Annotated in this window: 19 protein-coding genes and 1 pseudogene; 11 read left to right on the plus strand and 9 right to left on the minus strand. The window is 47.5% G+C overall.

What is annotated here, in order from left to right:
• Positions 1-19: 19 nt before the first annotated feature.
• Positions 20-268 (minus strand): annotated as a pseudogene (locus tag AK95_RS35370) (cupin domain-containing protein); the annotation flags it as partial.
• A gap of 226 nt (positions 269-494) precedes the next feature.
• Between AK95_RS35370 and AK95_RS20070 the strand changes: the two are divergent.
• The 7 genes from AK95_RS20070 (at position 495) to AK95_RS20100 (ending at position 14,692) form a co-directional block, all read left to right on the plus strand.
• Entirely contained in the window at positions 495-4,949 is a 4,455-nt protein-coding gene (locus tag AK95_RS20070; protein ID WP_071221687.1) for a glycosyl hydrolase family 8, read from the plus strand.
• A 277-nt stretch (positions 4,950-5,226) separates the two neighbouring features.
• Positions 5,227-6,579, plus strand: a complete 1,353-nt coding sequence (locus tag AK95_RS20075; RefSeq protein ID WP_071221688.1) for an amino acid permease — start codon at positions 5,227-5,229, stop codon at positions 6,577-6,579.
• Between the two features lie 307 nt (positions 6,580-6,886).
• Positions 6,887-7,969 (plus strand): peptidylprolyl isomerase, encoded by a 1,083-nt coding sequence (locus AK95_RS20080; protein WP_235613173.1) that lies wholly within the window; start codon positions 6,887-6,889, stop codon positions 7,967-7,969.
• 159 nt (positions 7,970-8,128) lie between these two features.
• Positions 8,129-11,233, plus strand: a complete 3,105-nt coding sequence (locus AK95_RS20085; RefSeq protein ID WP_235613174.1) for a discoidin domain-containing protein — start codon at positions 8,129-8,131, stop codon at positions 11,231-11,233.
• A 207-nt stretch (positions 11,234-11,440) separates the two neighbouring features.
• Complete coding sequence (locus AK95_RS20090; RefSeq protein WP_071221690.1) at positions 11,441-12,115, plus strand: response regulator transcription factor; 675 nt, start codon at positions 11,441-11,443, stop codon at positions 12,113-12,115.
• Positions 12,112-13,479, plus strand: a complete 1,368-nt coding sequence (locus AK95_RS20095) for a sensor histidine kinase (RefSeq protein WP_071221691.1) — start codon at positions 12,112-12,114, stop codon at positions 13,477-13,479. The genes AK95_RS20090 and AK95_RS20095 overlap by 4 nt, the downstream gene beginning before the upstream one ends.
• Before the next feature lie 214 nt (positions 13,480-13,693).
• Positions 13,694-14,692 carry an alpha/beta hydrolase gene (locus AK95_RS20100; protein ID WP_071221692.1) on the plus strand — a complete coding sequence of 333 codons (999 nt, stop codon included), beginning with the start codon at positions 13,694-13,696 and terminating at the stop codon, positions 14,690-14,692.
• An 85-nt stretch (positions 14,693-14,777) separates the two neighbouring features.
• Here the strand turns inward: AK95_RS20100 and AK95_RS20105 are convergent, their stop codons facing one another.
• From AK95_RS20105 to AK95_RS20135, 7 genes are all read right to left on the minus strand, one after another.
• On the minus strand, positions 14,778-15,833 hold the full coding sequence (locus AK95_RS20105; RefSeq protein WP_201259413.1) for a hypothetical protein: 1,056 nt from the start codon (positions 15,831-15,833) through the stop codon (positions 14,778-14,780).
• On the minus strand, positions 15,823-16,398 hold the full coding sequence (locus tag AK95_RS20110; RefSeq protein ID WP_071221693.1) for a sigma-70 family RNA polymerase sigma factor: 576 nt from the start codon (positions 16,396-16,398) through the stop codon (positions 15,823-15,825). Before AK95_RS20110 ends, AK95_RS20105 begins: the two co-directional genes overlap by 11 nt.
• Positions 16,399-16,781: 383 nt before the next feature.
• On the minus strand, positions 16,782-16,964 hold the full coding sequence (locus AK95_RS20115) for a DUF2524 domain-containing protein (RefSeq protein ID WP_071221694.1): 183 nt from the start codon (positions 16,962-16,964) through the stop codon (positions 16,782-16,784).
• 77 nt (positions 16,965-17,041) lie between these two features.
• Complete coding sequence (gene phnE, locus AK95_RS20120; RefSeq protein WP_071221695.1) at positions 17,042-17,845, minus strand: phosphonate ABC transporter, permease protein PhnE; 804 nt, start codon at positions 17,843-17,845, stop codon at positions 17,042-17,044.
• Positions 17,842-18,666: a phosphonate ABC transporter, permease protein PhnE gene (phnE, locus tag AK95_RS20125; protein ID WP_071221696.1), complete on the minus strand. Its 825-nt coding sequence runs from the start codon at positions 18,664-18,666 to the stop codon at positions 17,842-17,844. Before phnE (AK95_RS20125) ends, phnE (AK95_RS20120) begins: the two co-directional genes overlap by 4 nt.
• Entirely contained in the window at positions 18,663-19,436 is a 774-nt protein-coding gene (phnC, locus tag AK95_RS20130) for a phosphonate ABC transporter ATP-binding protein (protein WP_071221697.1), read from the minus strand. The genes phnE (AK95_RS20125) and phnC overlap by 4 nt, the downstream gene beginning before the upstream one ends.
• A gap of 20 nt (positions 19,437-19,456) precedes the next feature.
• Positions 19,457-20,464, minus strand: a complete 1,008-nt coding sequence (locus AK95_RS20135; protein ID WP_071221698.1) for a phosphate/phosphite/phosphonate ABC transporter substrate-binding protein — start codon at positions 20,462-20,464, stop codon at positions 19,457-19,459.
• 160 nt (positions 20,465-20,624) lie between these two features.
• Here AK95_RS20135 and AK95_RS20140 point away from each other — a divergent pair, with 160 nt between their 5' ends.
• The 4 genes from AK95_RS20140 (at position 20,625) to AK95_RS20155 (ending at position 24,963) form a co-directional block, all read left to right on the plus strand.
• Positions 20,625-22,211: a bifunctional metallophosphatase/5'-nucleotidase gene (locus AK95_RS20140; RefSeq protein ID WP_071221699.1), complete on the plus strand. Its 1,587-nt coding sequence runs from the start codon at positions 20,625-20,627 to the stop codon at positions 22,209-22,211.
• Positions 22,212-22,379: 168 nt separating this feature from the next.
• A complete protein-coding gene (locus tag AK95_RS20145; protein WP_071221700.1) occupies positions 22,380-23,207 on the plus strand; it encodes a MerR family transcriptional regulator in 828 nt (275 codons plus the stop codon).
• On the plus strand, positions 23,204-24,343 hold the full coding sequence (locus AK95_RS20150; RefSeq protein WP_071221701.1) for an MFS transporter: 1,140 nt from the start codon (positions 23,204-23,206) through the stop codon (positions 24,341-24,343). The genes AK95_RS20145 and AK95_RS20150 overlap by 4 nt, the downstream gene beginning before the upstream one ends.
• A gap of 119 nt (positions 24,344-24,462) precedes the next feature.
• On the plus strand, positions 24,463-24,963 hold the full coding sequence (locus tag AK95_RS20155; protein ID WP_071221704.1) for a DinB family protein: 501 nt from the start codon (positions 24,463-24,465) through the stop codon (positions 24,961-24,963).
• 88 nt (positions 24,964-25,051) lie between these two features.
• Here AK95_RS20155 and AK95_RS33565 read toward each other — a convergent pair.
• A partial coding sequence (locus AK95_RS33565) for an IS3 family transposase (protein WP_162487591.1) occupies positions 25,052-25,140 on the minus strand: 89 nt, incomplete at its 5' end.

Below are 25,140 nucleotides of genomic sequence, written 5' to 3' on the forward strand. Positions count from 1 at the left end.
CCCGCCTAAAAAACTCTTCTTGAAAGAGCAGGGTTACTCTTTCGAATGGGGCACCGTTAGGATTGATCAGACGGTGTCCGTCGTTCTTGCGAATGAGCAGCATAGAACCGCCCACGAGCTGAAACGGCTGGCTTCCAATACAATAATGCAGCTCGCCTGAGACAATGTACAGAATTTCATAAGCGTCGTGATAGTGGAATGAAGGAATACTCGATCGGGATTTGCTCTCTCGACTGATATAAAAGGGATCGGAACAAAAAAAGTTGATGTCAAATCACCTCTCACGAAATCCGGCTAGGTCATGATGTCCTCATTGTACCCGAAGCCTGTTGAATTGTTAATCAAAATAACAGCAGGATATGTTGAAAATGGCCATTTTTAAATAAGATTCCGCGAGAATCCCAAGAAAACATAGGATATATTCAAAAAGGCGGGGTTCATATCGAATCCCCAAGCCAAACCGTTCATATTGAACGGGAAAGGGGTTGCAAAGCATGCGAATCAAGAAGAAAAGAGGACGGAATGCAAAGCGAATGTTCTTATTGTTTTTAGCATTATTGTTGATCCCCTGGACATTGCCGGCAAATTCTCATGCCGACTCCGTGACGTCCAAGCCCGAGCTAGCCTCTGATGGACCGGGGAAAGCGGCAGAAGCCATAATCGCCGAATGGGTCTTCAAGAACAAGGGAGAAGGAGGCATCCATCCTGCAACCGGAGGACTCAACAAGTCTTCCTCCATCCTCCAACAGGTCGGAGGATATTTTGAATACTACGACAGTAAAGCCCAAGACATCAGCTATCAGGGCTGGGACAATGGCCAGGGCAAGAAATATTGGTTGGCCATGGTTCCTACGTCAGCCTACAAGAATGTCAAACTATCCTCGGAGCAAAGCTCTTCGGGTTCTGCGCCTAACGATTTCAAAGTACAGGTAAGCACCGACCGAACGGTATGGACTGATGTTCCGGGAGGCACTGTACAGATGAATATCGTTTCGAGTTACAATTGTCCGAATCAATCCTGCTTACTCCGCAACCTCCCCCTGCCGAATGCAGACGATAAGCAAATGCTGTATATCCGCTGGGTGGTTAACTCCAATAAGCCAACCAACCCCAAAGATAATCCGAATGGCATTGGATCGGGAGGTTCCAGTAAAATTCGGAACATTCGCGTAACCGGGGAACCGATATCCGGAACAACGCCTGAACAGCCTACCATCGACGTATCCTATGTGCCGGAACAAGGTGCCGAAAAGGTAGCTGTGACAACGCCGATTGAGGTTAAGTTTAACAAACCGATCACGGTAACGGCCAAACAGGACATCACGGTACGGGATGGCCAGAATCAGCCTGTTTCAAGCATTGCCGCCGAAGTCATAAACCAAACGACCTTACGCATTGGGCATGGCGGATTAGGTCAAGGGAAGAGCTACAGGGTAACAATACTCCAAACCGCGGTCCAAGGAAAAGACGGCTCCCCTCTGCTTCGAAATATCGAGTGGAGCTTTACGACTGTAGGAGCCGTCTCTCAGCCGAAACTTATTAACATGACCTTGAACGGAGATCCAAAAACGAGCATGGCTTTCGCCTGGTACACGGATACGTCGGCCGCAACGAAAGTCCAGGTTGCCGAATCAACGGGAACCGGAAACTTGTTTCCGAAAGAGGGATTTCTTGAATTCACCGGCTCCTCGGAGGAAATTTCGACGTATATGACCAAGAGCGACAGAACGACCGGAAAGAAGAAAAAGTTTTTCAGCCATAAAGCAAGCGCGAATGGATTAAATCCGGGAACGGATTATGTATTTCGGGTAGGCGATGGTTCAATATGGAGCTCCGTTGGATCGTTCACAACCGATACGACAACACCGCAGCCATATCGGTTCATCGTGGGAGCCGACTCTCAAGCCTCAAGCAAATCAGGCTTTGAACCATGGGCGGATACCTTCAAGAAAGCCTACGAACATATGGGCAACCCCAAATTTCTGATCAATGCCGGCGATCTGGTCGATAATGGCGACTTGGAGGAGCAGTGGCAGTGGATGCTCGGACTCGCGCAGGAGCATCTGATGAAAGTGCCATTTGTACCCGTACTGGGCGGACACGAAGTATCGGATTGGGACGGGGATGCCACGACGCCGAATAATAACTTTTACAACCATTTCAATCTGCCGCGGAAAGTGATGGATGCGACTCATGACGGGTCGGTTTATTCTTTTGAATACGGCGACGCGCTTTACATGGTGTACAACTCGCAGTTTGACGGCAAGCTGAATGAAGACGGCTCCGTCGATTGGGACGACGATCAGCATGAACAATTTTGGAACCAGATTGATTGGATGAGGAACACGGTAGCGAAGACCGACAAGAAGTGGAAGTTCGTCACGCTTCACAAAGCGCCTTATGCAGCCGGCGATAATTCCGCGCAATGGGAAGGGGATCGTGTTGAATTTTACAGAAAAAATCTGATTCCTGTTTTTGACGAGCTTGGCATCGATATGGTGTTCGAGGCTCACGATCATATGTACATGCGTTCCTTCCAAATGTATGGGGACAAGGTCATCGATCCGAAAAAACTGGAAAAAGACGAAGCAGGCAACGTCGTCAATCCTCAAGGAACGGTGTATTTGATGTCCAACGCGTTCGGAAACAAATTCTATTACAAGAACGAGCCGTATGACGACTACTTCGCAGCGATTAACAACCAGCCGAAGAAAAAAATGTTTACGGATGTGTCGGTTTCAGATCAAATTCTGAAATTCGATGCCTATACGGCTGCTATTGAAGATGAAGGAAAGAGCGGATACGGGAAAAATGGGCTCAAGGTATACGATCATTATGGTATCAAACGAACAGACACCAAACCGAATCCGGTAGAGGGAGCACAGGTTAAGCTCCAAGGTACCAAGGCTACGTTGACCTGGAAGACACCATCTTCCAGCAATGAGCAGGTAAGAGGATTCCGTATTTACGAACAGGATGACAAGATCAGCAAACATTGGAGCCTTTATGTGCCAGTGAAGTCGGGAACGTCGCAGTACAGCGTCGTTATCGACAAATTGAATCCGGATATCCAATATAATCTGGTGATCAAGTCTGTTGGCAGAAGAGATAATTCCAGTCCAGTCACGGTAAGCACTTCGGATCACACCGAGGGGAATGAGCCTCCATCTGCTGTGGATGGTTTGGCGGGCAAAGGTGTTTCTCCTTTCCAAATCGATCTGACCTGGAGAGCGTCTTCCGGCAATGCGCCGGATCGGTATCATATTTATCGCAACGACCGTCACGTTGGAACAACCAAGGAAATAACATATGCCGATACCGGGCTGACGCCCGACACGGAATATCGGTACAAGGTGACTGCCGTCACTAGGGGAGGCGTCGAATCACTGCCGTCTGCAGAAATTCGCTTGAAAACGATGACATCTTCGCAAGGCACCGGGCCTTACAAACCGTTCCCGCAGCATACAGCCTACAGCTCCGGCTCGATCAAGCCGAATCATGTGCAACAAGCGCAGCTGGATGCGACCGTTGCCCGGCTGTATGATGAATGGAAGCAGAAATATTTGAAAAAGAAGCCGTATCTCCAATCCTCGGAGCCGGATCAGTACTACGTCTGGCATGCCGACGGGGACTGGTTTCAAGAGGAGTATGACGAGGAGCTGAAAGTCAATTATCAACCCATGACCGTTTCGGAAGCGCACGGATACGGGATGCTGATCACCGCACACATGGCGGGTCATGATCCTAAGGCAAAAGCTTATTTTGACGGACTATATCGATATTTCAGAGCACATCCGAGCAAGATCAACCCGGAGCTAATGGCTTGGAAGCAGGGTGACACAGGTCAGGCCGTCGTAAATGTCGGCGGTGTTGATTCGGCCACAGATGGCGATATGGATATCGCATACGCTTTGCTCCTTGCGGATCGCCAGTGGGGAAGCGACGGTGAGATCAATTACCTGTCCGAAGCCAAAAAAGTAATCGATGCGATCATGAAGAGCGATGTCAATCACGCCGAGTGGACGTTGAAGCTTGCTGATTGGGTGAGCGACGACGATGCTAAGTATGGCAGCGCTACGCGTCCTTCCGATTTTATGCTTCAGCATTTGAAGGACTTCAAAAATGCGAGCGGAGACGCCAATTGGGACCGGGTCATCGACAAGACCTATTCCATTAGCGAAGGAGTATACAAAAAGTACAGTCCGAATGCGGGGCTGCTGCCCGACTTTGTGGAGAAGAAAAGCGGCAGCTATGCACCGGCAGATCCGGAATTCCTGGAGTCTGAAACAGACGGGGATTTCAGTTATAACTCTTCGCGCATTCCTTGGCGGCTCGGTACGGACGCTCTTATGACCGGGGAAACCCGTGCGAAAGAGCAGCTAAATAATATGACGTCATGGATTCGCCAAGTGACGGGGGATGATCCGGGTAAAATATATGGCGGCTACAAGCTGGACGGGTCAAAAGCACTCGTGGATTATACAGATACCTCATTTTCTGCGCCGATGATGGTCAGCGCCATGATTAATCCGGCGAATCAGCAGTGGCTCAACCGATTATGGGACCACAACGCCTCCATTTCTACGAACGATGACGTTTATTTTGGAAATACGCTGCGTCTCCTAAGCATGATTGTTGTTTCGGGTAACTGGTGGTCACCGACCATCGCGGATACCGAAGCGCCGATCCAGCCAACCATCGAAGAAGCGGTAGTCGTATCCGATTCATCCGTGGAACTCAAGTGGACGCCTTCATTCGATAATGCGGGAATTGCAGAGTATAAGGTTTATCGGAATAATACCGTCATTGGAACGTCGAATACGACGGATTATAAGGATAGCGGCTTGACGCCGAATACAACGTATCAATATTTTATCGTTGCTTACGATACCTCAGGTAACATGTCCAAAATAAGCAATGTTAGAATCGTCTCGACGGGGAAACCATGAATGTAATGCGATGATGGCCATCCCAAGAGCACTGTACTCGTATTAATCGTAAAAGCTGGCGGCAATCACATCGAGATGAATAAAGAGCCTGGGGCCACCACCCGGGCTCTTTATTGTCCACTCTCGAAAACAATCTGTTAACCGTTGTTAAGGAATAAAAAGTATTACAACGATCATGCTTCCTTCTTAACTTTGCGAATTTCTTAAGTTGTTTCCTTAGCAGAAAAGGTTATACTTATCAATAGGTTAATTTGAAAGTCATCAGGAGGATATGTTAATGGCAAAACAAGATGAAGTTTCATTACAGAAGAAATTGAGGCCAAGGCATATCAGCTTTATGGCGATGGGCGGTGTAATCGGCACCGGAATATTTAAAGGAAGTTCCGAGACGATCAGTCTCGCCGGTCCGGGCGTTATATTCTCTTATATCTTTGCAGGACTGCTGCTTCTGGTGGTTATGGGAGCAATGACGGAAATGGCTACGGTGTATCCGGGCCGGAATATGAAAGATTTTGTACGGGAAGCCTTTGGAAAACGGGTTTCATTTGTCATGGGCTGGATGTATTGTTTCATGTGGCTGTCGGTATGCGTGATTGAAGTGATCGCGGCAGGCAGCTTTCTGCAATACTGGTTTCCGGAGGTTCCACTCTGGCTGCTCAGCCTAGCAAGTGCTGCGCTCATTATTTTAATTAATATGATGAGTGTTGGGAGCTTTGGCGAAGTGGAATTTTGGCTTGCCGGGATCAAAATCGCCATGATTATTAGTTTTATAGTGCTGGGAAGTTTTCTGATGTTTGGCATTATTCCGAGTTCAGACACGCCATACCTTCAAAATTTTACCTCTCACGGCGGTTTCTTACCCAACGGATGGTTCGCCATATTCTCGGCTCTGCTTGTCGTTACCTTTTCGTATGGCGGCTCCGAGCTGATCGGTCTCACATTAACCGAGACTGAGAATGCGGAGAAAATCCTGCCGAAAGTCGTGCGCAATTTTATATTGCGGGTGATTTTGTTCTTTACGCTGCCGATTCTGATCATATGCGGATTGATTCCGTGGAATCAGCTCGGGGGAGAGGCAAGTCCCTTCGTTCAAGTGTTGTCCGCTACGGGATTGCAGGGAACAGCCCACATTATGAATTTTATTTTGGTAACGGCTGTGTTGTCGGCAGCCAACTCCGGTATCTATGGTGCGACGCGCATGATCTATTCCATGGCAGCTGCCGGGGAGGCGCCACGGAGCCTGGCCAAGACCACGAGCAAAGGCATTCCGCTTAATACGCTGAAACTCTGCGCGATCATACTATTAGCGGGTTCCTTGCTTGGATTGATTGCGCAAGACCAGCTGTTTCGGGTTCTGATGGCGGTGCCGGGGTTTGTCGTTGTGCTCGTGTGGATCTGCATTTGCTTCTCGCAGCTGAAGCTGCGCAAAGCTTATCCGATGCAGCCCAGCTTTAAGGTATGGGGGTTTCCCTATATAACCGGAGTAACTGCGCTCTGCCTGTCGGTGATCGCGGTCCTGTTTCTGATAGACGGCCAGAACCGGGTCAGCATCAGCGTATGTCTGTCCGTCCTGCTGCTATTGGTTATCTGGTCCATCATGAAATTCAAAAAAGGGAACAGAAGTGGATAACGGAGCATGTCGGACTTCAACTTCATCACGGTAATCGGACAAGCATGAAACGATGTCATGATTCGGTTGCAAGCGGTATTGCAGCAATCAAGAAAACGGAATATACAAAGAGAAGGCGGCAGAGGAATCGATCCTCTGTCGTCTTTTTATATGTGTGAGAACAAGTAAAGAAAGTGAAAGGAATGTAAAAAAGGAACAATTGATAGCGCTTTCTTCTGGAAATTATAATGAATTATACATAAATTGGAGTCGCTTAGGTAGGGAGCGTGTTCATTAAATAAAGCTAATGATGAGGGTGCTGATGGGTATGATGGTACAGAAATATTGCAGTCTGAAATGGCTGTACATAGCCGGAATCTTAATTTTGATCATCGTGACTGTCTTTTTAATCGCAAAGCCTGAATTTTCACAAACACATCCAGAGGACACTTATATCGCGACAGTTGACGGAGAAGAGATTCATGTGAGCGAATTTCAAAGAGCTATTCGTGCCAATCGAGCTGAAATGATCAAGTATTTCCATGATAAATATGATGCAGCGCAGTCGACCGAATTTTGGTCCACGCCATACGGAGATGAAACTCCGCTTGAGTTGATCAAAAAGAAGGCGCTCGAAGACAGCATCCATCTTAAAATTCGACAGATCCTTTCCAAAGAGCAGGGCGTGCTCTCCGATATCAGTTACGACGGTTTTGTACAAAACTTCTTGCTTGAAAACGAGAGAAGGCGGCAAGCAATCAAGAACAATCAGGTTGTTTTCGGACCCGCTCAATATACGGAGGAAACCTATTTAGAATATGTGATGGGAACCACGGCATTAGCGGTCAAAAACCACCTGATGGAGCGTGACTGGAAGCCGAATGAACAACAGCTAATCACGTTTTACGAGGCGAATAAGAGACGGTTGTACCATGCGCCACCAACCGTGAAGGTGCGACAATTATCATTATCTTTTCTTGATGCCAATCGGAATGTCGATACCCTTCTCAAAACTCGGGTGATAAGAAAATTAGAGACTGCTAGGCAGAAAATAACATCCGGTATTTCATTTGAGCAAGCAGCAAAGGACATCCATCAAAATAGCCAGATTACGGAGCAGTTATATAATTTGGATAGCCACAGGCACAACGCCAGAAGTCCGGTAGCTCAAGCTTCTGCCGACCTTCAACCAGGAGAGGTTAGCGAAATAATTGAAGAGAACGGCCGCTTCTATCTCATCCAATGCGTGGAGAAAGATCAGAGGGGAACCAAGTTTCTGGCATTTGACGGAATAAGAGAACAAGTGTTAAAGGACTACATCGATAACAAATATGAAGAGTACATACGTGAGCGAATAACCGATGCGCACGTTGTATTGAATGAGGAGTTGTACAGTAAATTTCAAATGTAACTGCCCATTTGGCATTACATAAATAAAAATGAAAGGAATGAAGATGATTGAGGCAATCGTTTATCAAAAAGTTGATCTGTATGGTTTCTATCTTTTCCTTGGTTTGCCATTGGGTTACCGCTTCACCGTCGGACGCTTTAGCTGCCGGAACCACTTATTATGTGGACAGTACAGGGGGGGGATGACAGGAATAACGGCACAAGCCAAGACTCTGCGTGGAGATCGTTAGACAAAGTTAACGCGACTACCTTTGCCCCAGGCGACAAAATCTTGTTCAAAGCTGGGGAAAGCTGGAATGGCAGGCTGTGGCCTAAAGGTTCCGGTTCAAGCGGAAATCCGATCATTATCGATATGTACGGTTCCGGAAGCAAACCATTAATCGCCGGGATTACGTCCGAACTGGAAGCCGTCTTTTTGAAAAACCAGGAGTATTGGGAAATCAACAATCTGGAGGTGACAAACAGCTCGCCGCTGCCTTTTGATCGAGATTGGGAGAATCCGCGTGGCCAAAGGCGGGGTGTCTATATCTTGAATGAGGAAGCTGGTCTATTGAATCACATCTATATCCAAAACATGAACATCCATGATGTCGATGGATCATATACCACACGCTCCGGAGGCATTATTTTCGATTCGGTCGGGTCGACTACACCCAGCGCATTTAACGACATTCTCATTGACGGTAATATACTGACGGATGTGGATGCCTATGGCATTTACATTGGCTCCAATTGTATCTTGCGCTACGGAATGGGCGATTTATGGCCATGGGTACCTAAACCATACGGGCCATGGACGCCGTCCACCCAAGTGAAAATATCCAATAATACCGTCATCAGAGCCGCAACCGGCGGGATCGCGTGGAATGTCACCGATGGAGCGGTGGTCGAGCGCAACACCGTCCAACAAGCCACCTATCTGGCAACCAATGCTTCCATTTGGTGGGCGTATGCGGACAATAATCTCGTTCAATTCAACGAATCGTTTGCCAGTGTGAACGGCGCGGAAGACGGGCATGGCTTCGATGTGGATGCAGGAAACATCAATTCGTTGGTTCAGTACAATTACAGTCATGATAACGCTGGCGGCTTCATGCTGTTCGTAAACGACACTTACAACACCATCAATACCATCGTCAGGTACAACATCAGCCAAAACGATAGAAAAAGCATATTCCGATACAGCGGATCCATTGATAACGTCTACAACTACAATAATACGATTTACGTAGGAAAATCATCAGGCAACCCGGTGATGAGCGATTACTTCACCAAGGCTTCGGGAGCCCCGCGCAACATTTATAATTATAATAATGTGTACTACAGCGTCGGCGATAAGGGATGGGATTTGACGGGTCAGACATTTGACTACAACGCATATTACGGAGGAAACACATTGGTGCAGGCTGATGCCCATAAGATAACGGACGATCCGAAATTTGTTGATCCCGGAAGCGGCGGCAACGGCATGGATACAGTGAATGGGTACCAATTGCAAGCGACTTCACCACTAATAGGCGCAGGCATACGCATAAACGATAACGGAGGAAGGGATTATTTTGGCAACCCGTTATATAATGGCGCTCCCGATATCGGTGCCCACGAATACGAGGGCAGTGTTCCTCCAGCCGGGAACATGCCTGATCCGATCGTCATCGTTCCGAAACGGCCTGCCAGCACACCTGTTGACAATCTAGCTACGCAGGCAGCTGCAAGTACGACATTTCAAACGCCATCTTCAGGACCGATTGAACATATTATTGATAATGATTACGACACGGCATGGGAAACCGTTACTTCGCCTTCATTTCCGAACGATATCACGCTAGATTTTGGCGAGCAAACGCTTATGGCCAATCAATTGAAGCTTAATACTAGATACGGAAAGGATTTGGGTATTACGAACTTTGATCTTGAATACCGTAATGGTTCTGCATGGATTCCCCTACGCACCAATATCAATCTGACTTGGGATTTGAACACGGGCGCAAATGAGATCAAATCCGTGGAATTTCCACTTACTCGATTCTCCCAAATCAGATTGAAGGTCCATGACGGTGTCAACCCATCGGGGCGAATCGCACTGAACGAGCTTGAATTGTATAACAATCCTGAACTATCCAAAGATATGGTCACCACGACCTTTGCGACGGGGGCAGGCACCATTACTAACATCATCGACAACAACTTGAACTCTGCTTGGGGAAGTACCGGAGATGTAACCTTTCCCGGTTATATTACCCTTGACTACGGCAATCATAGGGTACCGGTCAACAAGGTTACGTTAGTCACGTTTTTTGGGATCGGTCAGGGTATTACAAATTTTGATGTGGAGTATTTTGACGGTAGCCGTTGGGTGACGGCATTATCTGGCGCATCGGTGGAATGGAAGCTGAACGACAGCACCAAAGAACGCCAAAGCGTTTCTTTCCCAACGGTAAACGCCTATAAACTTCGGTTAAAGGTGAATGACGGGAATCGGATATGGGGGAACATCGCGTTAAACGAACTCATCGTTGAGCATACCGCTGATAACGTACTCGTTACTGGAATAATAATGGATACACCGGACCTTGTGATTAATTCCGCTTCCGGCCGGAGTAGAGAGCTCCACGCAACGGTTATGCCGGATCATGCAACCAATAAGAATAAGAAATGGAGCACGAATCAAGAGCAGGTGGCAACGGTAGACGATCATGGCATCGTGACTGCCGTAGAGGAAGGAAGGGCTGTTATCACGGCAACGACGGAAGACGGCAATTTTCAGGCCTCCAGCCATATTACGGTGGACTGGACAGCTCCTAAGATCACGATAAATCAAGTTGTAACATCAGAATATAACACGGGTGTGTTTCAACCCAAATTTGAAGTGGCAGACCTTCTGTCAGGTGTCGACCAAGCAAAAACCGAAGTCATATTGGATGGAAACGTATTAACGGATTTAACTGAAATTCCATTATACAAACTTGAGCAGGGTACACATACGTTTACGATAAAAGCAAATGATTTAGCAGGGAATTCATCTATACAATCAGTAGACTTTCAAGTGAAAACGAGTTATGCCGCTCTTGAGGAACTGGTTCAACGTTTCGCAGACGAGGGAACCATTGATAGCAAAGGGATTGCTAACAGTCTGCTGAAAAAATTGCAAAAACAAAATCTGCGCAGTTTCATTTCAGAAGTCCATGCACAAAAAGGGAATCATATCACCGCCGAGGTTGCGGAATATTTGTTACGCGATGCATCGAAGCTCCTTAACCCATAGCAGATCGTTTATAAGTTGGAACGAAATGAAATCAGCGCCTGTTTCTACGGAAACAGGCGCTGATTTCGTGTACGGAAGAAAGGAGATGAGGGTGCATTTCATTGAAAATCCCGGGAAAGGTGATTAGGTAGTATGGGAGTATTTCATTATACTTATAGTATAATGGTTACTTGAATATGAGATGGATAACTGGAAAAGAGGGAACGGATGCCTATAATACTGGTTGCTGACGACGATGCGAACATTCGCGAACTCGTCTGTTTATTTTTAAGAAACGAAGGTTTTACAACGGTCGAAGCCGCGGACGGCAAGGAAGCACTAACCGTGTACGCCGAAACCCATATTGATCTTGTCGTGCTTGATATTATGATGCCGATTATGGATGGCTGGACATTGTGCACGGAGCTGCGAAGAGCCAATCCTGATCTTCCGTTACTTATGCTGACAGCAAGAGCCGAAACATGGGAGAAGGTGAAGGGGTTCGAACTGGGGACGGATGATTATTTGACGAAACCATTCGATCCGTTGGAGTTGACGGTTCGCGTTAAGGCATTATTGAAACGATATCGAATCGGCTCCACGCAGATGATTCAGTTCGGAAACGTCATTCTTGACAGGCAGACCTATAAGGTGATGAGAGGGACGGAGTCGCTCACGCTGCCGCTCAAGGAGTTCGAATTGCTGTATAAGCTCGCCGGAACACCCGGGCAAGTCTATACTCGCGAGCAGTTGATTGATCAGATATGGGGGATCGATTACCCAGGAGATGACCGAACGGTAGATGTACATATAAAGCGCCTGCGTGAACGGTTTGCGACTACACCCGATTTTCGGATCGAAACGGTTCGCGGGCTTGGGTATCGGCTTGAGGTTTATGAATGATCAGATCCTTATATATTCGTGTGGTCCTGACATTTCTGGTCTCCGTCATCGCAGGAACGATCATTGCTTTTTTTATGTCCTCTTGGATATTCAAAGAAAAATTGAACGAGTACGCTCAAATCAACTTACGTAACTTTGGCGAAGACATCGTCCGGATATACAAGACCATTCCGTTACGTGAAGCGGACTTGTTCGTAAGTGAAATGAAGCAGCTCGAACTCTATCATATTCGAATTTATGAAGCAACGGGTCAATTCCAGTCTTACGGAAAGCTTAACGGACACAAACCTGCTACTGTGAGGATGGAGCAAGTAAAAAAAGTATTAAATGGAAGCGTTGTTCAAGACACTTCAAATGGTATTGCCTCAATTTTCTTAGGTTTGCCGTTAAAAACGGAAGTGGGAACGAAGGCGATGTTTTTGGAAATGCTCGCCCCTCCTTCCGCCTCATTTGTCATTAACTGGGCATTGATATTTGCAACCTATTTGTTGATTGCAGGAAGCTTATTGATTCTGGTTGCTTCAGTATTTCTGGTAAGACCGATCAAAAAGCTGACAAAAGCAACCAAACGTATAGCGACTGGAGATTTCAACGTCAAGCTGAATATTAAGCAAACGAGTGAGCTGGGGACGTTGGCTCGCAGCTTCGAAGAAATGACGCATGATCTGCAGCAGCTGGAGCAGATGCGCAGGGAATTTGTAACGAACGTGTCGCACGAGGTTCAGTCCCCGCTCACCTCAATATCCGGTTATGCTCAAGCGCTCAAGCAAGTGGACCTCTCAGATCAAGAACGAAGCCGGTATCTTGATATTATCATCGCTGAAGCGAAGCGGATGTCCAAAATGAGTGATAGCCTGCTCAAGCTGAGTATGCTTGAGTCGCAGTCACAGCAATTGCGGTTTGTCACACTCAGCCTTGATGAACAGATCCGGCGAGTCATCGTGGCGCTGCAGCCGCAGTGGTCTGCTCACAACATTCATTTTGAGCTTGATCTGCAGACCGTTAAAGTAACGGCTGATCATGATCAGTTAAATCAGGTATGGACGAACATCCTTGGCAATAGCATCAAATTTTCCAAGGACGGCGGCGTGATTAGCGTCAGCATCAAACAAGATATCAAATACGTCTCTGTTCGAATATCCGATACTGGCATTGGTATCTCTCTCAAAGACCAGAAGCGAATATTCGAACGTTTTTTCAAGGCCGATCGTTCCCACAGTCGCAAGTATGACGGCAGCGGTATGGGACTTGCCATCGTTAAACAGATCGTATCCCTGCATCAAGGTGACGTCCGAGTGGAAAGTGAATCGGGTCAAGGAGCTACCTTCATTGTTACCTTGCCAATCACTCCCCCACCAGATTAGTTAGATTCCTGGAGTATCCATCCATTGGATCGACTAGCCCTCGTTCTTCCGCTGCTCACATGTAAACTTCCTTGTATGTGAGCCGGAGCTTTTTTTGTCTGTTCATACTCCGTTCATATTGCCGTCATGAGGAGTACATCTTGGTTGGTTACACTTTCATTAGTCGCCGATTTAATGCAGCCTAATAAACAGATCAGGACAGGAGAAGATGAGAGTGACACAAATAGTGGAAAAGAAAACGGGGAATAGCACAAAAACAAAGAAAGTGCGAGACCTAGTACTAAAAATCATGGGAGCAATCGTGATAGCCATGGTTCTTTTTCTAGGTATTGTTTATATCACGAATGTGATCAGTAGTAATTCGGAGGCGAAACGAATAGAGCCATACGGCCAGCACGTATCTGTAGACGGGAAAAATATGAATGTGTTCATTCAGGGAGAAGGCGAAGAAACAGTCGTGCTCCTGCCTGGTTATGGAACAGCAGCACCAGCTCTTGATTTTAAGCTGCTCATCGATGAATTATCTCCATTTTACAAAGTTGTCGCCGTTGAGCCTTTCGGTTATGGATTAAGTGATGCAATTGAAAAAGAGCGAACCACGGCGAATATCGTAAGTGAAGTTCATGAAGCTCTACAGCAGCTTAATATCGATCAATACACACTCATGGGCCACTCGATTGCAGGCATTTACGGTATTGATTATGTGAACAGATATCCGGACGAGGTGTCTGCATTTGTCGGAATCGATAGCAGTGTTCCAACGCAACCCGGTATGGATGCCAAATTACCTATAAATACGTTTGCATTCCTCAAAAAATCAGGTCTTTTAAGATTGGGAATGAAAATAAGTGCTAACCCCTATACAGGACTCGCATTTGAAAATCAAACGGTAGAGCAAATGAAAATGATTTCGAATAAAAACATGTATACTCCCACGACTTTGAACGAGATGGAACATATTTCTTCTAATTTTAAAGGGGCTCAAGATTTAACCTTTCCTAAAGACCTTCCACTTCTTCTCTTTGTACAAGCGAATAATGCAGGTGTAGAAGGATGGATATCTCTGCATGAAGGGCAGATCAAAGATTCGGTACATGGAAAAGTAATAACCATGGATGGATCACATTATTTACACCATACCCACTTCAAAGAAATCGCTGAAAACTTTAGAACGTTTATGAAAGAAGTAGACGGAGTACCACCAACAAATTAACGAAAATATACGATTAGAACTGATTAATAGTGAAAAAGCCGGGGTTTCCTACTTTAAGGAATCCGGCTTTTGTTTGATTAATGAGTTATTTTTTCGCTGGCGTGTCCGTTTTGTATTCAATAACTTGTAATACTTTTGGTTCAATAGCTTTTAACATTTGCTCATTTGAATGGTTGCTATTAGGAACATCGCAATTAGCTTCACCTTGCATTTGTAAATCAACCTGTGTTTTTGCAATGACATCTATTACTTGCTCCCTCGAGACATGTTTAGCTGCTGCAATCTCCACTACAGATTTACCTTTTGCTAATTCTTGTTTTAATTCGGTTGCGCTCATGTTAAGTAAAGCAAACAGTTTGTCATCATTTAAATAGGCATCTGCAAAATAATCAGGCTTACCATTGGTAGAGAAGAAACCTTCCACTGTATTGTTTGAAGATGAAGTCACACCTTTAATCAAAGAAACACTGATTGAATTACCCTGAACGAATACCTGATATAAGGGTGTTTCTGATCCCTTTTGGGTGTAATTCAACATCAACGTTTTCTGATCCGGATTCTCCATTTTCTCCATAGCAAACTCATGCTCTTCCATGCTGCCATACATTTTATTCAGAAGATCATCAACCTTCGACTTGATGTCCTGATCGGTTAAAGCAGTGAGTGGCTTCTCCTTAGGCTCCCAATTCTCTTGAATCACATGTTCAATCTCACCTGTCATACTGTTTGTATGCAGTGTAATCTTTTTGCCGGTTCCCCCTTTTTCCTGGAGGATGATGCTGGTTTGGACACCTTGAACGTTGCTTGCCTCGATAATCTCATACGATTTTGTTTCAGGAAATGCGCGATACAGCTTCTCAAGTGTTGCTTTGCCAACCTCATCCGTTTTGACTTGTTCAATCGTCATCGGTGTTCTAGTTAGCATTTCAATGAGCGGAGGGGCAGCAAATGCTGCGGTTGGAATCAAAATCGCAGTCGTCACTATTCCAGCTATTAATCGTTTTTTCATAGGTTTCTCGCTCCTTTTTTGTTGCACATATTGTGAATAGGATCGTGCTATTCGGTTGGAAATTGCCGGAGGGCAATCCATCGTTTCTGCTTCCTTGCGCAAGTGTTCACGGATAATGCGTTCAATAGTCATTGATCTTTTCCATCCTTTCCGGAGGGAGATTCCATATGTTTTTTCGAAGCGCCTGGATGCCTGCATGATATCTGGACTTGACTGTACCCAGCGGGATGTCGATTATGGTCGCGATTTCCTCCAGCGTATAGTCGTGAAAAAAGCGGAGGATAATGACAGCTCGCTGTTTATCCGTCAGTTTTTGGATAGCCTGCGATATCATTTGGTTCGTGCCGTCCATCAACACAGAAGGTTGATCCCAATGCGGCTCTTCCCGAGAGAAGGAACGGATGCGTTCAAAAATTCGGAATCTCCGCCAGCGCTTGACCCGAAATCTCTGCACTTGACGGATGACCAAGCCGTGCAGCCAGAAATGGAAAGGCCGATTCGTATCGTAATTGGCAAGTGACGTCCACATTTGCATATAAATCTCATTCATGACATCTTCCCGGTCCTGCGGATGATCCACCAGAAAGGAAACGGTCCGGTAGACGTCCTGATAGGTGGCATCGTACATCGTACGAAACGCCTGTTGATCACCGTCTTTCATTTGTTTGAGTAATTGAAACATGTATTCACTTTGCATTCAGAGGGCCCTCCTGGGTAAGCGGCTTACACCCTATATTGTCTCTCTATTTAAAAAAGGTTCGGTTTTTCACTTATTTTATTTGAGAACGAGAAGGACGACCCGGCTACTTAACTATTATACAGTCCGTCTGTGTATGTCTTACATTCGACCGTTCAGCTAATTCAATGTCACAAAAGCCTTGTTTAGTTAGGAATTCATATTTAAGAATCAAGCAGATTGACGAATAATAGCGAAACTAAAAAAAACTCGTATCCTTTCACGGATACGGGTTTTTTAATCATGGAGAGTTTTCGAGGTGTCAGATACCTTTCAAAATCAATTACGTCATGCAGGTAATGGCGAGATCATTGCAGATCTCGAAGAAGTGTGTAGATTAAACGTTAATGGTTAATATCGCATTTGTTCATAATGAAGGAGATTTGATTCTCCAATCGGTTGAGTTGTTCCTGTGTTTCTTGGCCTTCCGTACCCTGTTCCCGCAAAGCGGCAAGCTCTTGCTTGAGCCGATGGAGATCGTCGCCAGCATTCGCGCAGTTGTAGTCGCTTTCCAAATTGTCGAGCATCATGGTTCCTCCTTGGTTGTAAGATGTTGTTCATCACTAGTATGGAGGATACTTCCAAAGTTATTCATGGCCCTCCGTTAAACGAGCTTTTTTCGAATCGCGCCCGAAATCAAGTCGATCAAGGTGATCATGACAATAATTCCGAGCAAAATAATGCCGACGCGGTCCCAATTTCGTGAGCTCAGCGCGAAAATAAGCGGTGTCCCGATGCCGCCTGCGCCGATCACGCCCAGGATGGTGGCGGAGCGGAGATTGATTTCGAAGCGGTAGAGGATATACGACAGAAAACCGGGCAGTACCTGTGGCAAAACGGCGAACCGGACGATTTGCAACCGTGTCGCGCCAGCAGCGATCAATGCTTCGGTCGGGCCCGTATCGATCTGTTCCACCTCTTCGGAGAACAGTTTGCCAAGCATGCCTACTGAATGCAAACCGAGTGCCAGCACACCTGCAAAAGAGCCGGGGCCCACTGCCTTGATGAACAACAGTGCCATTACGATTTCAGGAAAGACGCGGATCAGACTGAGCAGCACTTTGCCTGATCCGGAGGCGAATATGGACCCGGTCATGTTGGCCGCGGCCCAGAAAGCGAACGGGATACAGATGACCGCCGAGATGATCGTCCCCAGAATGGATATAGCCAGCGTATCCAGCAAGCCTTGCAGCAAATCCTCTCCGTCTGGTAAATAGACAAAATCCCAATCGGGCGAAAGCAAACCTGAGAATATAGCCGTTGTCACCTGACCAGCCGTCTCCTTAATGCCAGAGTACGGAATACCGGAGAAGGCCCAGACATAAACGACGGCCAGCATAACGTAGATAAGCCAGCGAAGCCGGTTTTTTTTCGGTTGGGGAACGATGTCGTTCCATGATTGGCTCATAACAATTTCTCCCGCAATTTCGCACTAAGATAGTCGATCAAGAGGACAACAATCAGGGTGAAGATGATGATCATGCATGTCTTGTCGTACTCAAAAAAACCGAGTGTCACTTCATAATAATGACCGATCCCGCCAGCTCCCACCAGACCGAGCACGGCAGCGGCACGGACATTGATTTCGAACGTGTACAGCGTATAAGAAGCGAAATGCGCCCGAACCTGCGGGACTGCACCGTACACGATCAACTGCGGCAGATTTGCTCCGGCAGCGGTCATCGCTTCCAGCGGTCCAGGATCTATCGCTTCCAGCGCTTCATAGGTGAGTTTAGCTATCAGACCCAGTGAAAAGACGGATAAGGCAAAAATCCCCGGTAACGGACCGAGTCCTGCTATGGCAACAAATAAGGCGGCGAGCAGAAGGTCGGGAATCGCGCGGATCAAGTTTAGCAGAAAGCGAACCGGATAGGTGATCCACCGATTTTTGACCATGTTATCTGCACAGAGCAGCGCCACCGGAACGGCCAGGACGGCGCCCAGCGTGGTTCCGATCAGCGCCATGCGTATCGTTTCCAGCATGGCTTCCAAAATGTTGTCGAGATAGCTCCATTTCGGCGGGAACATTTCCCGCAGCAGGTCGAGCATATTCGGCAGACCTTCCACAAGCTCCATGAAGGAAGCGTCCGTCTGCAGCGCACTGCCCCAGACGAGAAGGAGCAGGAAAGCTGTAGTCATGTAATACTTCAGTTTTCCAGGTGGTTTCGGGCGAAGAAGGGGAGATTGAGCTGATGGTTTGAACGGCGCCGTTTCCAGTTCCATCTTCATACAGCCGTATCCTCCAATACCTCATTCTTGCCGAATGGTTGTCCGTATATTTCCGTAAACCGCTCGTCCGTCGCTTCCGATACAGGTCCGTCAAATACAACTTCCCCGGCGCGTAATCCGATAATCCGCGTAGCATACTGCCGGGCCAGATCGATCGAATGCAGATTCACGATCGTCGTAATTTCGGATTCCGCGTTAATTCGTTTTAAATCATCCATGACCTGCTTCGTGGTCAAAGGATCGAGGGAAGCAACCGGCTCGTCCGCCAGTATGATCTTGGCTTCCTGCGCGAGCACTCGGGCAATCGCGACTCGCTGCTGCTGCCCGCCAGATAGCTCGTCGGCCCGGGCATAGGCTTTCTGGACGATGCCTACCCGGTCGAGTGCCTGAAAAGCGAGATCTACATCGGCCTTTGGAAATCGGCCGAGCATGGTAAGCAGGGTGGAGTGGTATCCGACGCGTCCGGCGAGCACATTGCGGAGCACGGAGGAGCGCTTCACAAGGTTAAAGCTTTGAAAGATCATGCCGATATCTCTACGGATGCGGCGCAGCTCTTTGCCCTTGGCCGCTGTGATCGATTTACCGTCGATCACGATTTTGCCTTCGGTAATGTCGTGAAGCCGGTTCATCGACCGCAGCAGGGTTGACTTACCGGCGCCGGACAGCCCGACAATCGCCACGAATTCGCCGCGGCCGATCGTCAGATTGATATGGTTCAGTCCTTTGGTTCCATTGGCGTATGTTTTCGAAACGTTGCGAATTTCAATCATGGCACCCAGTCCCTTATCGTTTACTCGGTCTTAACCTTGTTGCCATATTCACGGACAATCTCGAAATGACTGTCATCGGATTTGACATAACCTTCATGCGTGTAAATTTCCGAGATAATCTTGTGGCCTTCTTCGTCCTGGCCGATCTCGATAAACGCGGTTTGCAGCTTCTCAATCCATTCCGGGCTCATATCGGATCGCACGGTGATCGTATCGTTCGGGATTTCCTCCGTATAAGTCAGTACGCGTGTATCTTCAAATACGGTCGGGTAATCGTTCTTGACGACATTACGGGCATCCTGGAAAATGGCAGCTGCATCGACATCGCCGTTCAATACGGCAAGGACAGCTTGGTCATGGCCTTTTACCGTAATCGGCTCGACGTCTTTCAGCGGGTCGATCCCGTTATCCATCAACACTGCGGCTGGCCACACATAACCGGCAGAGGAAGAAACGTTTTGGTAGGCGATTTTTTTGCCTTTCAGGTCGGCTACGGATTGGATGGCGGAATCCTTTTTCACGATCATCATCGCCTTGTAGAAATCCACAAGCTCATCCGTAGGCTCGCCGGTTTCATCCTTGACGCCATAACGTTGGGCCTGCAGAATAACCTCAGCAGCGCCTCTCTCTTTTGCAAGGACATACGCGGTTGGCGGCAGGAAACCGACGTCCACCTTTTTGGAAGCCATCGCTTCTACAATCGTGTTATAGTCAGTCGATACGCTGACCGCAACGGGGATCCCGATTTTGTCGGACAGCAGCTTTTCGAGCGGCTTGGCTTTGGCTTCAAGCGTGTCGGCATTCTGGGAAGGAACGAATTGGACCGTCAGTTTATCAGGGACATACCCGGTAGATTCTGTGGTCGCGCTGCTGTCTGTATTTGCGCCTTGCGAGTTCTCCTGCCCGGCGTTCGCCGCGGCTTTGCCGCCGGTGTCGGTATTTCCGCCGCCGCATCCGCTGATGACAGCGACGCACAATAACAGGGGCATGGTGAATTTCATCCATTTTTTCAAAACAATGACCTCCATTTATAAGTTAGTGACAAGTCTTACCTGCTCCACTATACGGAGGGAGTGTTAATAGTCTGTCAATGAAATGATAACTCTTTGTAAAGTTTTGGAATTTTAATATAAAACTGCATTTCAGTTGATAGAATGGCTTGAATAAGTTGTGAACAGGAGAGATGGTATGAACCCGACGAATAAAATGACGATTACCGTGCTGGCCACCAGTGACTTACACGGACATCTGTACCCTACGGATTACCGGACACGGGAAGAAAGGGATATAGGACTCGGCAAGCTGGCGACCCTGATCCGTGAAGAGCGGCTTATCCATCCGGATCTGCTGTTGATCGATAACGGAGATTTGATTCAAGGCTCTCCGCTGGCTTCCTATGCAGTTAAAAGCAGTACGGATATCCATCCGTTGATTGGTGCGCTGAATGAGCTGGGCTACGATGCAGCTGTTCCGGGTAACCATGAATTCAATTATGGTATGGAGACGCTTGAAAAAGCAGTGCAGTTTTCCCGGTTCCCTTGGTTGTCAGCCGGAATCCGGTTGCAGGATAGCAAGGAGCCCGCCTTTGGTAAGCCTTATCTAATCAAGCACATCGGTGGCATCCGGGTGGCGGTTCTGGGTGTGACGACACACTACATTCCGAGCTGGGAGAATCCGTCCCACATTCAGGGTCTCGAATTCCAAGATGCATTGGAAACCGTGAAGGAATGGGTGCCGCGCATCCGTCTGGAGGAGCAGCCCGATGTGATGATCGTTGCGTACCACGGTGGATTTGAGTGCGATTTGGAAAGCGGGGAGCCGGCGGAAAGCATCACCGGGGAGAACCAGGCTTATGCCATGTGTGTCGAGGCGAAGGGCATCGATGTGCTCATCACCGGGCATCAGCATCGGCTGCTGGCCACGCAGGTGCACGGAGTGACAGTTGTCCAACCCGGCTTCAATGGTCAGGCCATCGGCAAGATCCGTGTGGATCTGGTTAAGGAACAGGAGCGCTGGAGGGTTGTGGAGAAACGGGCCGAGTTACTGCGAGCGGACACAGGGACGACGATTGATACAGTGGTGTTAGCTTCCAGCCGGCAAATGGAAGAACGGACCCAGGCATGGCTCGACGAGCCGATCGGACGAGTCGAGGGTGACATGGGCATATACGATCCTACAGCCTGTCGGCTGGCGGAGCATCCGTTTATCGAGTTTATCCATCGCGTGCAGATGGAATATGCGGGTGTCAACGTTTCATGTACGTCATTACTCAGTGAAGATTCCAAGGGGTTCGGAGACGTTATCACAAGACGGGATATCCTTACGAATTTCATATATCCGAATACGTTGGTCGTACTTCGTCTGACCGGACGCGACATCCGGGACGCGCTGGAACAGACAGCCTGTTATTTTACGGTCGGCCCAGTCGGGACTCCTGCCGTGAACCCGGCATATATGAAGCCGAAACCGCAGCACTATAATTACGACATGTGGGAAGGCATTGAATATACATTAAACATTGCATGCGCGCCGGGATCAAGGGTCAGCAGATTGAAATATAACGGCGCAGACTTGCCGGGCGGGATGGAGCTGGATGTTGTCCTGAACAGCTACCGGGCCAGAGGAGGAGGAGATTACAGCATGTTCCAAGGGAAGAGAGTGATACGGGAGATACTGATCGACACCGCGGAGTTAGTGGAACAGTATATCTCGGAGCGCGGAAGCATCCCAGCTGCTTGTAATCACAATTGGAAAATTGTCATAGAGAGGCAATAGCTTGCTGGTGATTGTTAACTTAACGAGAGGCTTTAAATCGATCAACATGTGTCACGGAACAGTCCCTACCATCGCGGCTTGCGTACAAATTTAATTAGCCCTCTTGACTTTATACCTAACTAGAGAGTTTATACTCTAACCAATAAATCAAGATAGAGGGTGAAAGCATTGTTTAAAATCAGCGAGTTTTCCAGGCTGAGCCGAATTCCGTTACAAACTCTGCGCTATTATGATCAGCTCGGAATCCTGAAGCCAGCCATGACCGATGAATCGACGGGATATCGGTATTATTACGCCGAACAACTACTGGAGATCAACCGTATCGTCATATATAAGGAATTGGGATTTACATTACAGCAGATCGCGCAGCTCCTTCATGAAGATATTTCAACAGAACAGATTCGGGGCATGCTGAGGCTCAAGGAGAGTGAAATCGCGCGGCAGCTTGATATGGAGCGCTCTAGGCTTGTCCGGGTAAAAGAAAGAATGCAGCTCCTGGAACGGGAAGGAAAAGTAAATAATAAACAAGAGGTTGTCTTGAAGCGCGTTGAAGCCATGCACATGATCACTTATGCTTCCCATGGTACCGTTGAGGTTATCCCAAGCCTTTTCGAAATGTTCGATGGGCTGCATGATGGCCGAGCCAAGTCTCTATTATACGGTCCGCAGACGCTGTTGTGGAACGTATCCGGCAGCAAGGAGCATGTGTTTGAGTTCGAAGCCGGTTATGCCGTGAAATCGGACACCTTCAAGCTGCCGGAGCATCTCCAGTATCGATTCCTGCCTTCTGAGACCATGGCCACACTGTTATTTCGCTCGGATTCGGTGTACTCCGAATCGGCCTGCCTGGATCTTGCCGAATGGATTGAGCAGCATGGTTATCTCGTTCGAAGCGACCAGCCCGGAAGAGAAACCTATGTGCCCTTATCAGGTGAGCCGGGGGTTTGTCTCATCGAAATTCAATTGCCAATTGAATACGAAGAGGAACGAGCATGAGTAATAAATGGATCGTTTATTTGCTTGCCCTGGCCGTGTTTCTCATTGGAACGATCGAGTACATCATAAGCGGAATTCTTCCCATCGTAGCGGAGGATCTAGGCATTGCGACGTCCACCGCTGGATCATTCGTAACGACATTCGCACTTTCTGCAGCAATAGGCGCACCCGTATTGGTCGCCGCAACCATCCGGGTGGACCGAAAAAAAATGCTGCTTGTCATGCTCGGCATATTTATTTTCAGCAGCTGTCTCGTCTATGTTAGTGACTCATTTGAAATGATGCTGATGACTCGAATGATCCAGGGACTCAGCGGTGGAACAGCCACGGTCATTGCAATGGCCGTAGCCACGCGTATGGTTGAAGAACGGAATCGGGGCCGTGCGATCGGCACCATATTGATGGGACTTAGCAGCTCTCTGGTGCTCGGCGTGCCGATCGGCACGTTCTTGAGCGAAACCATGGGGTGGAGAACCTTATTCGTCATTGCTGGCTTGCTGATGGTGATTCCGTTCTTGGCGGTCGTTTCCAAGGTTCCGTCCATTACGGAGCAAAAAGCCATTACACTTAGAATGCAGCTGTCGATATTAAAAGATAAAAAAATGGTGCTGGCTGTAGTCATTACGCTGTTTTATATCGGAGGATACTCATCGCTATTTACGTTTATATCCCCCTATCTTCAGCAGAATAGTGAGTTATCCGCAACGGCGCTTTCCGGTATTCTATTGATCTCGGGGATATGCAGCTTTGCTGGCTCCAAATTCGGAGGGGGGTTAGCGGATACGAAGGGATCCAGATTCACGATCTACGTCGGACTGTCCATCCAAGCGGGAACGTTGCTGCTGTTGTCTTGGTTCAACGGCTCGATCTACGCTGTTGTTCCATTAATCATGTTATGGATAGCCGCCACATGGGCGACATCTCCAGCACAGCAGTTGTATTTAGTTACCCTGGTCCCGCAATCGCCGGATATTGCCTTAAGCGTCAACACTTCGTTTATCCAATTTGGCTTCGCCCTCGGCTCAGGAATCGGCGGATTGGTGATCAGCAGCTCCTCCATTGACAATCTGGGTTGGTCCGGGTTTGTCATGGTTTTGGTGGCGCTCTTGCTTGCAGTTCGGTTGTTCGCTAAATGATAAAAATAACTATGACAACCCTTGTCACTATTAGCAGATATGATGAACTTAAGGATGATCATCTTACATCCTATCCATCAAATATTGAACTTAGTTTCTTAGAAAGGGATGAATCAATCATGTATACAACCGTTTCTGATTTTATTACAGAATGGAAGAGGGAAGCAGAATTAACACAAAAGGTGTTAGACAGTTTGACGGATGAATCTTTACAACAGCAAGTATATCCTGAAGGCAGGACGCTGGGGAGAATTGCTTGGCATTTCGTAACGAACACCCCTGAATATTTGACTGAATTCGGGCTTGTTCTCGATCAGGTGCAAGATTCTGATGATGTACCCTCCGCGAAACAAATCGCCGAGACCTTTAGAACTATAAGTTCAGAGGTAGCGACGGCTCTGGAAGCACAATGGACGGATGAGAGTTTAAAACAAATTCAAAATGCTTTTGGACGTCAGGAATCAAATGCTACCATCTTTATGGGATTGATTAAACACATTGCTCATCATAGAGGGCAGGTTACCGTTCTTATGCGTCAGGCGGGATTGAATATCCCTGCGGTATATGGTCCTTCAAAGGAAGGTTGGATACAAATGGGAGTAGCCAACCCGCCGCTTTGAACATGAATGAACTCGAATAACAAGAACATACACGCAATAAAGTCGCGAACAATGAAGTGACCCCCAAAAGTTAGACACGGTTATTTCATTAGGCAGCTTTCTCAAAATGAGTTCGGTACTGTACCGGACTCATTTTTAATTTTGCCTTTAACCGTTTGGTATTGTAGTATTCAATAT

The organism is Paenibacillus sp. LC231 (assembly GCF_001860525.1).
In the GTDB taxonomy this organism is placed as follows: Bacteria; Bacillota; Bacilli; order Paenibacillales; family Paenibacillaceae; genus Paenibacillus_AQ.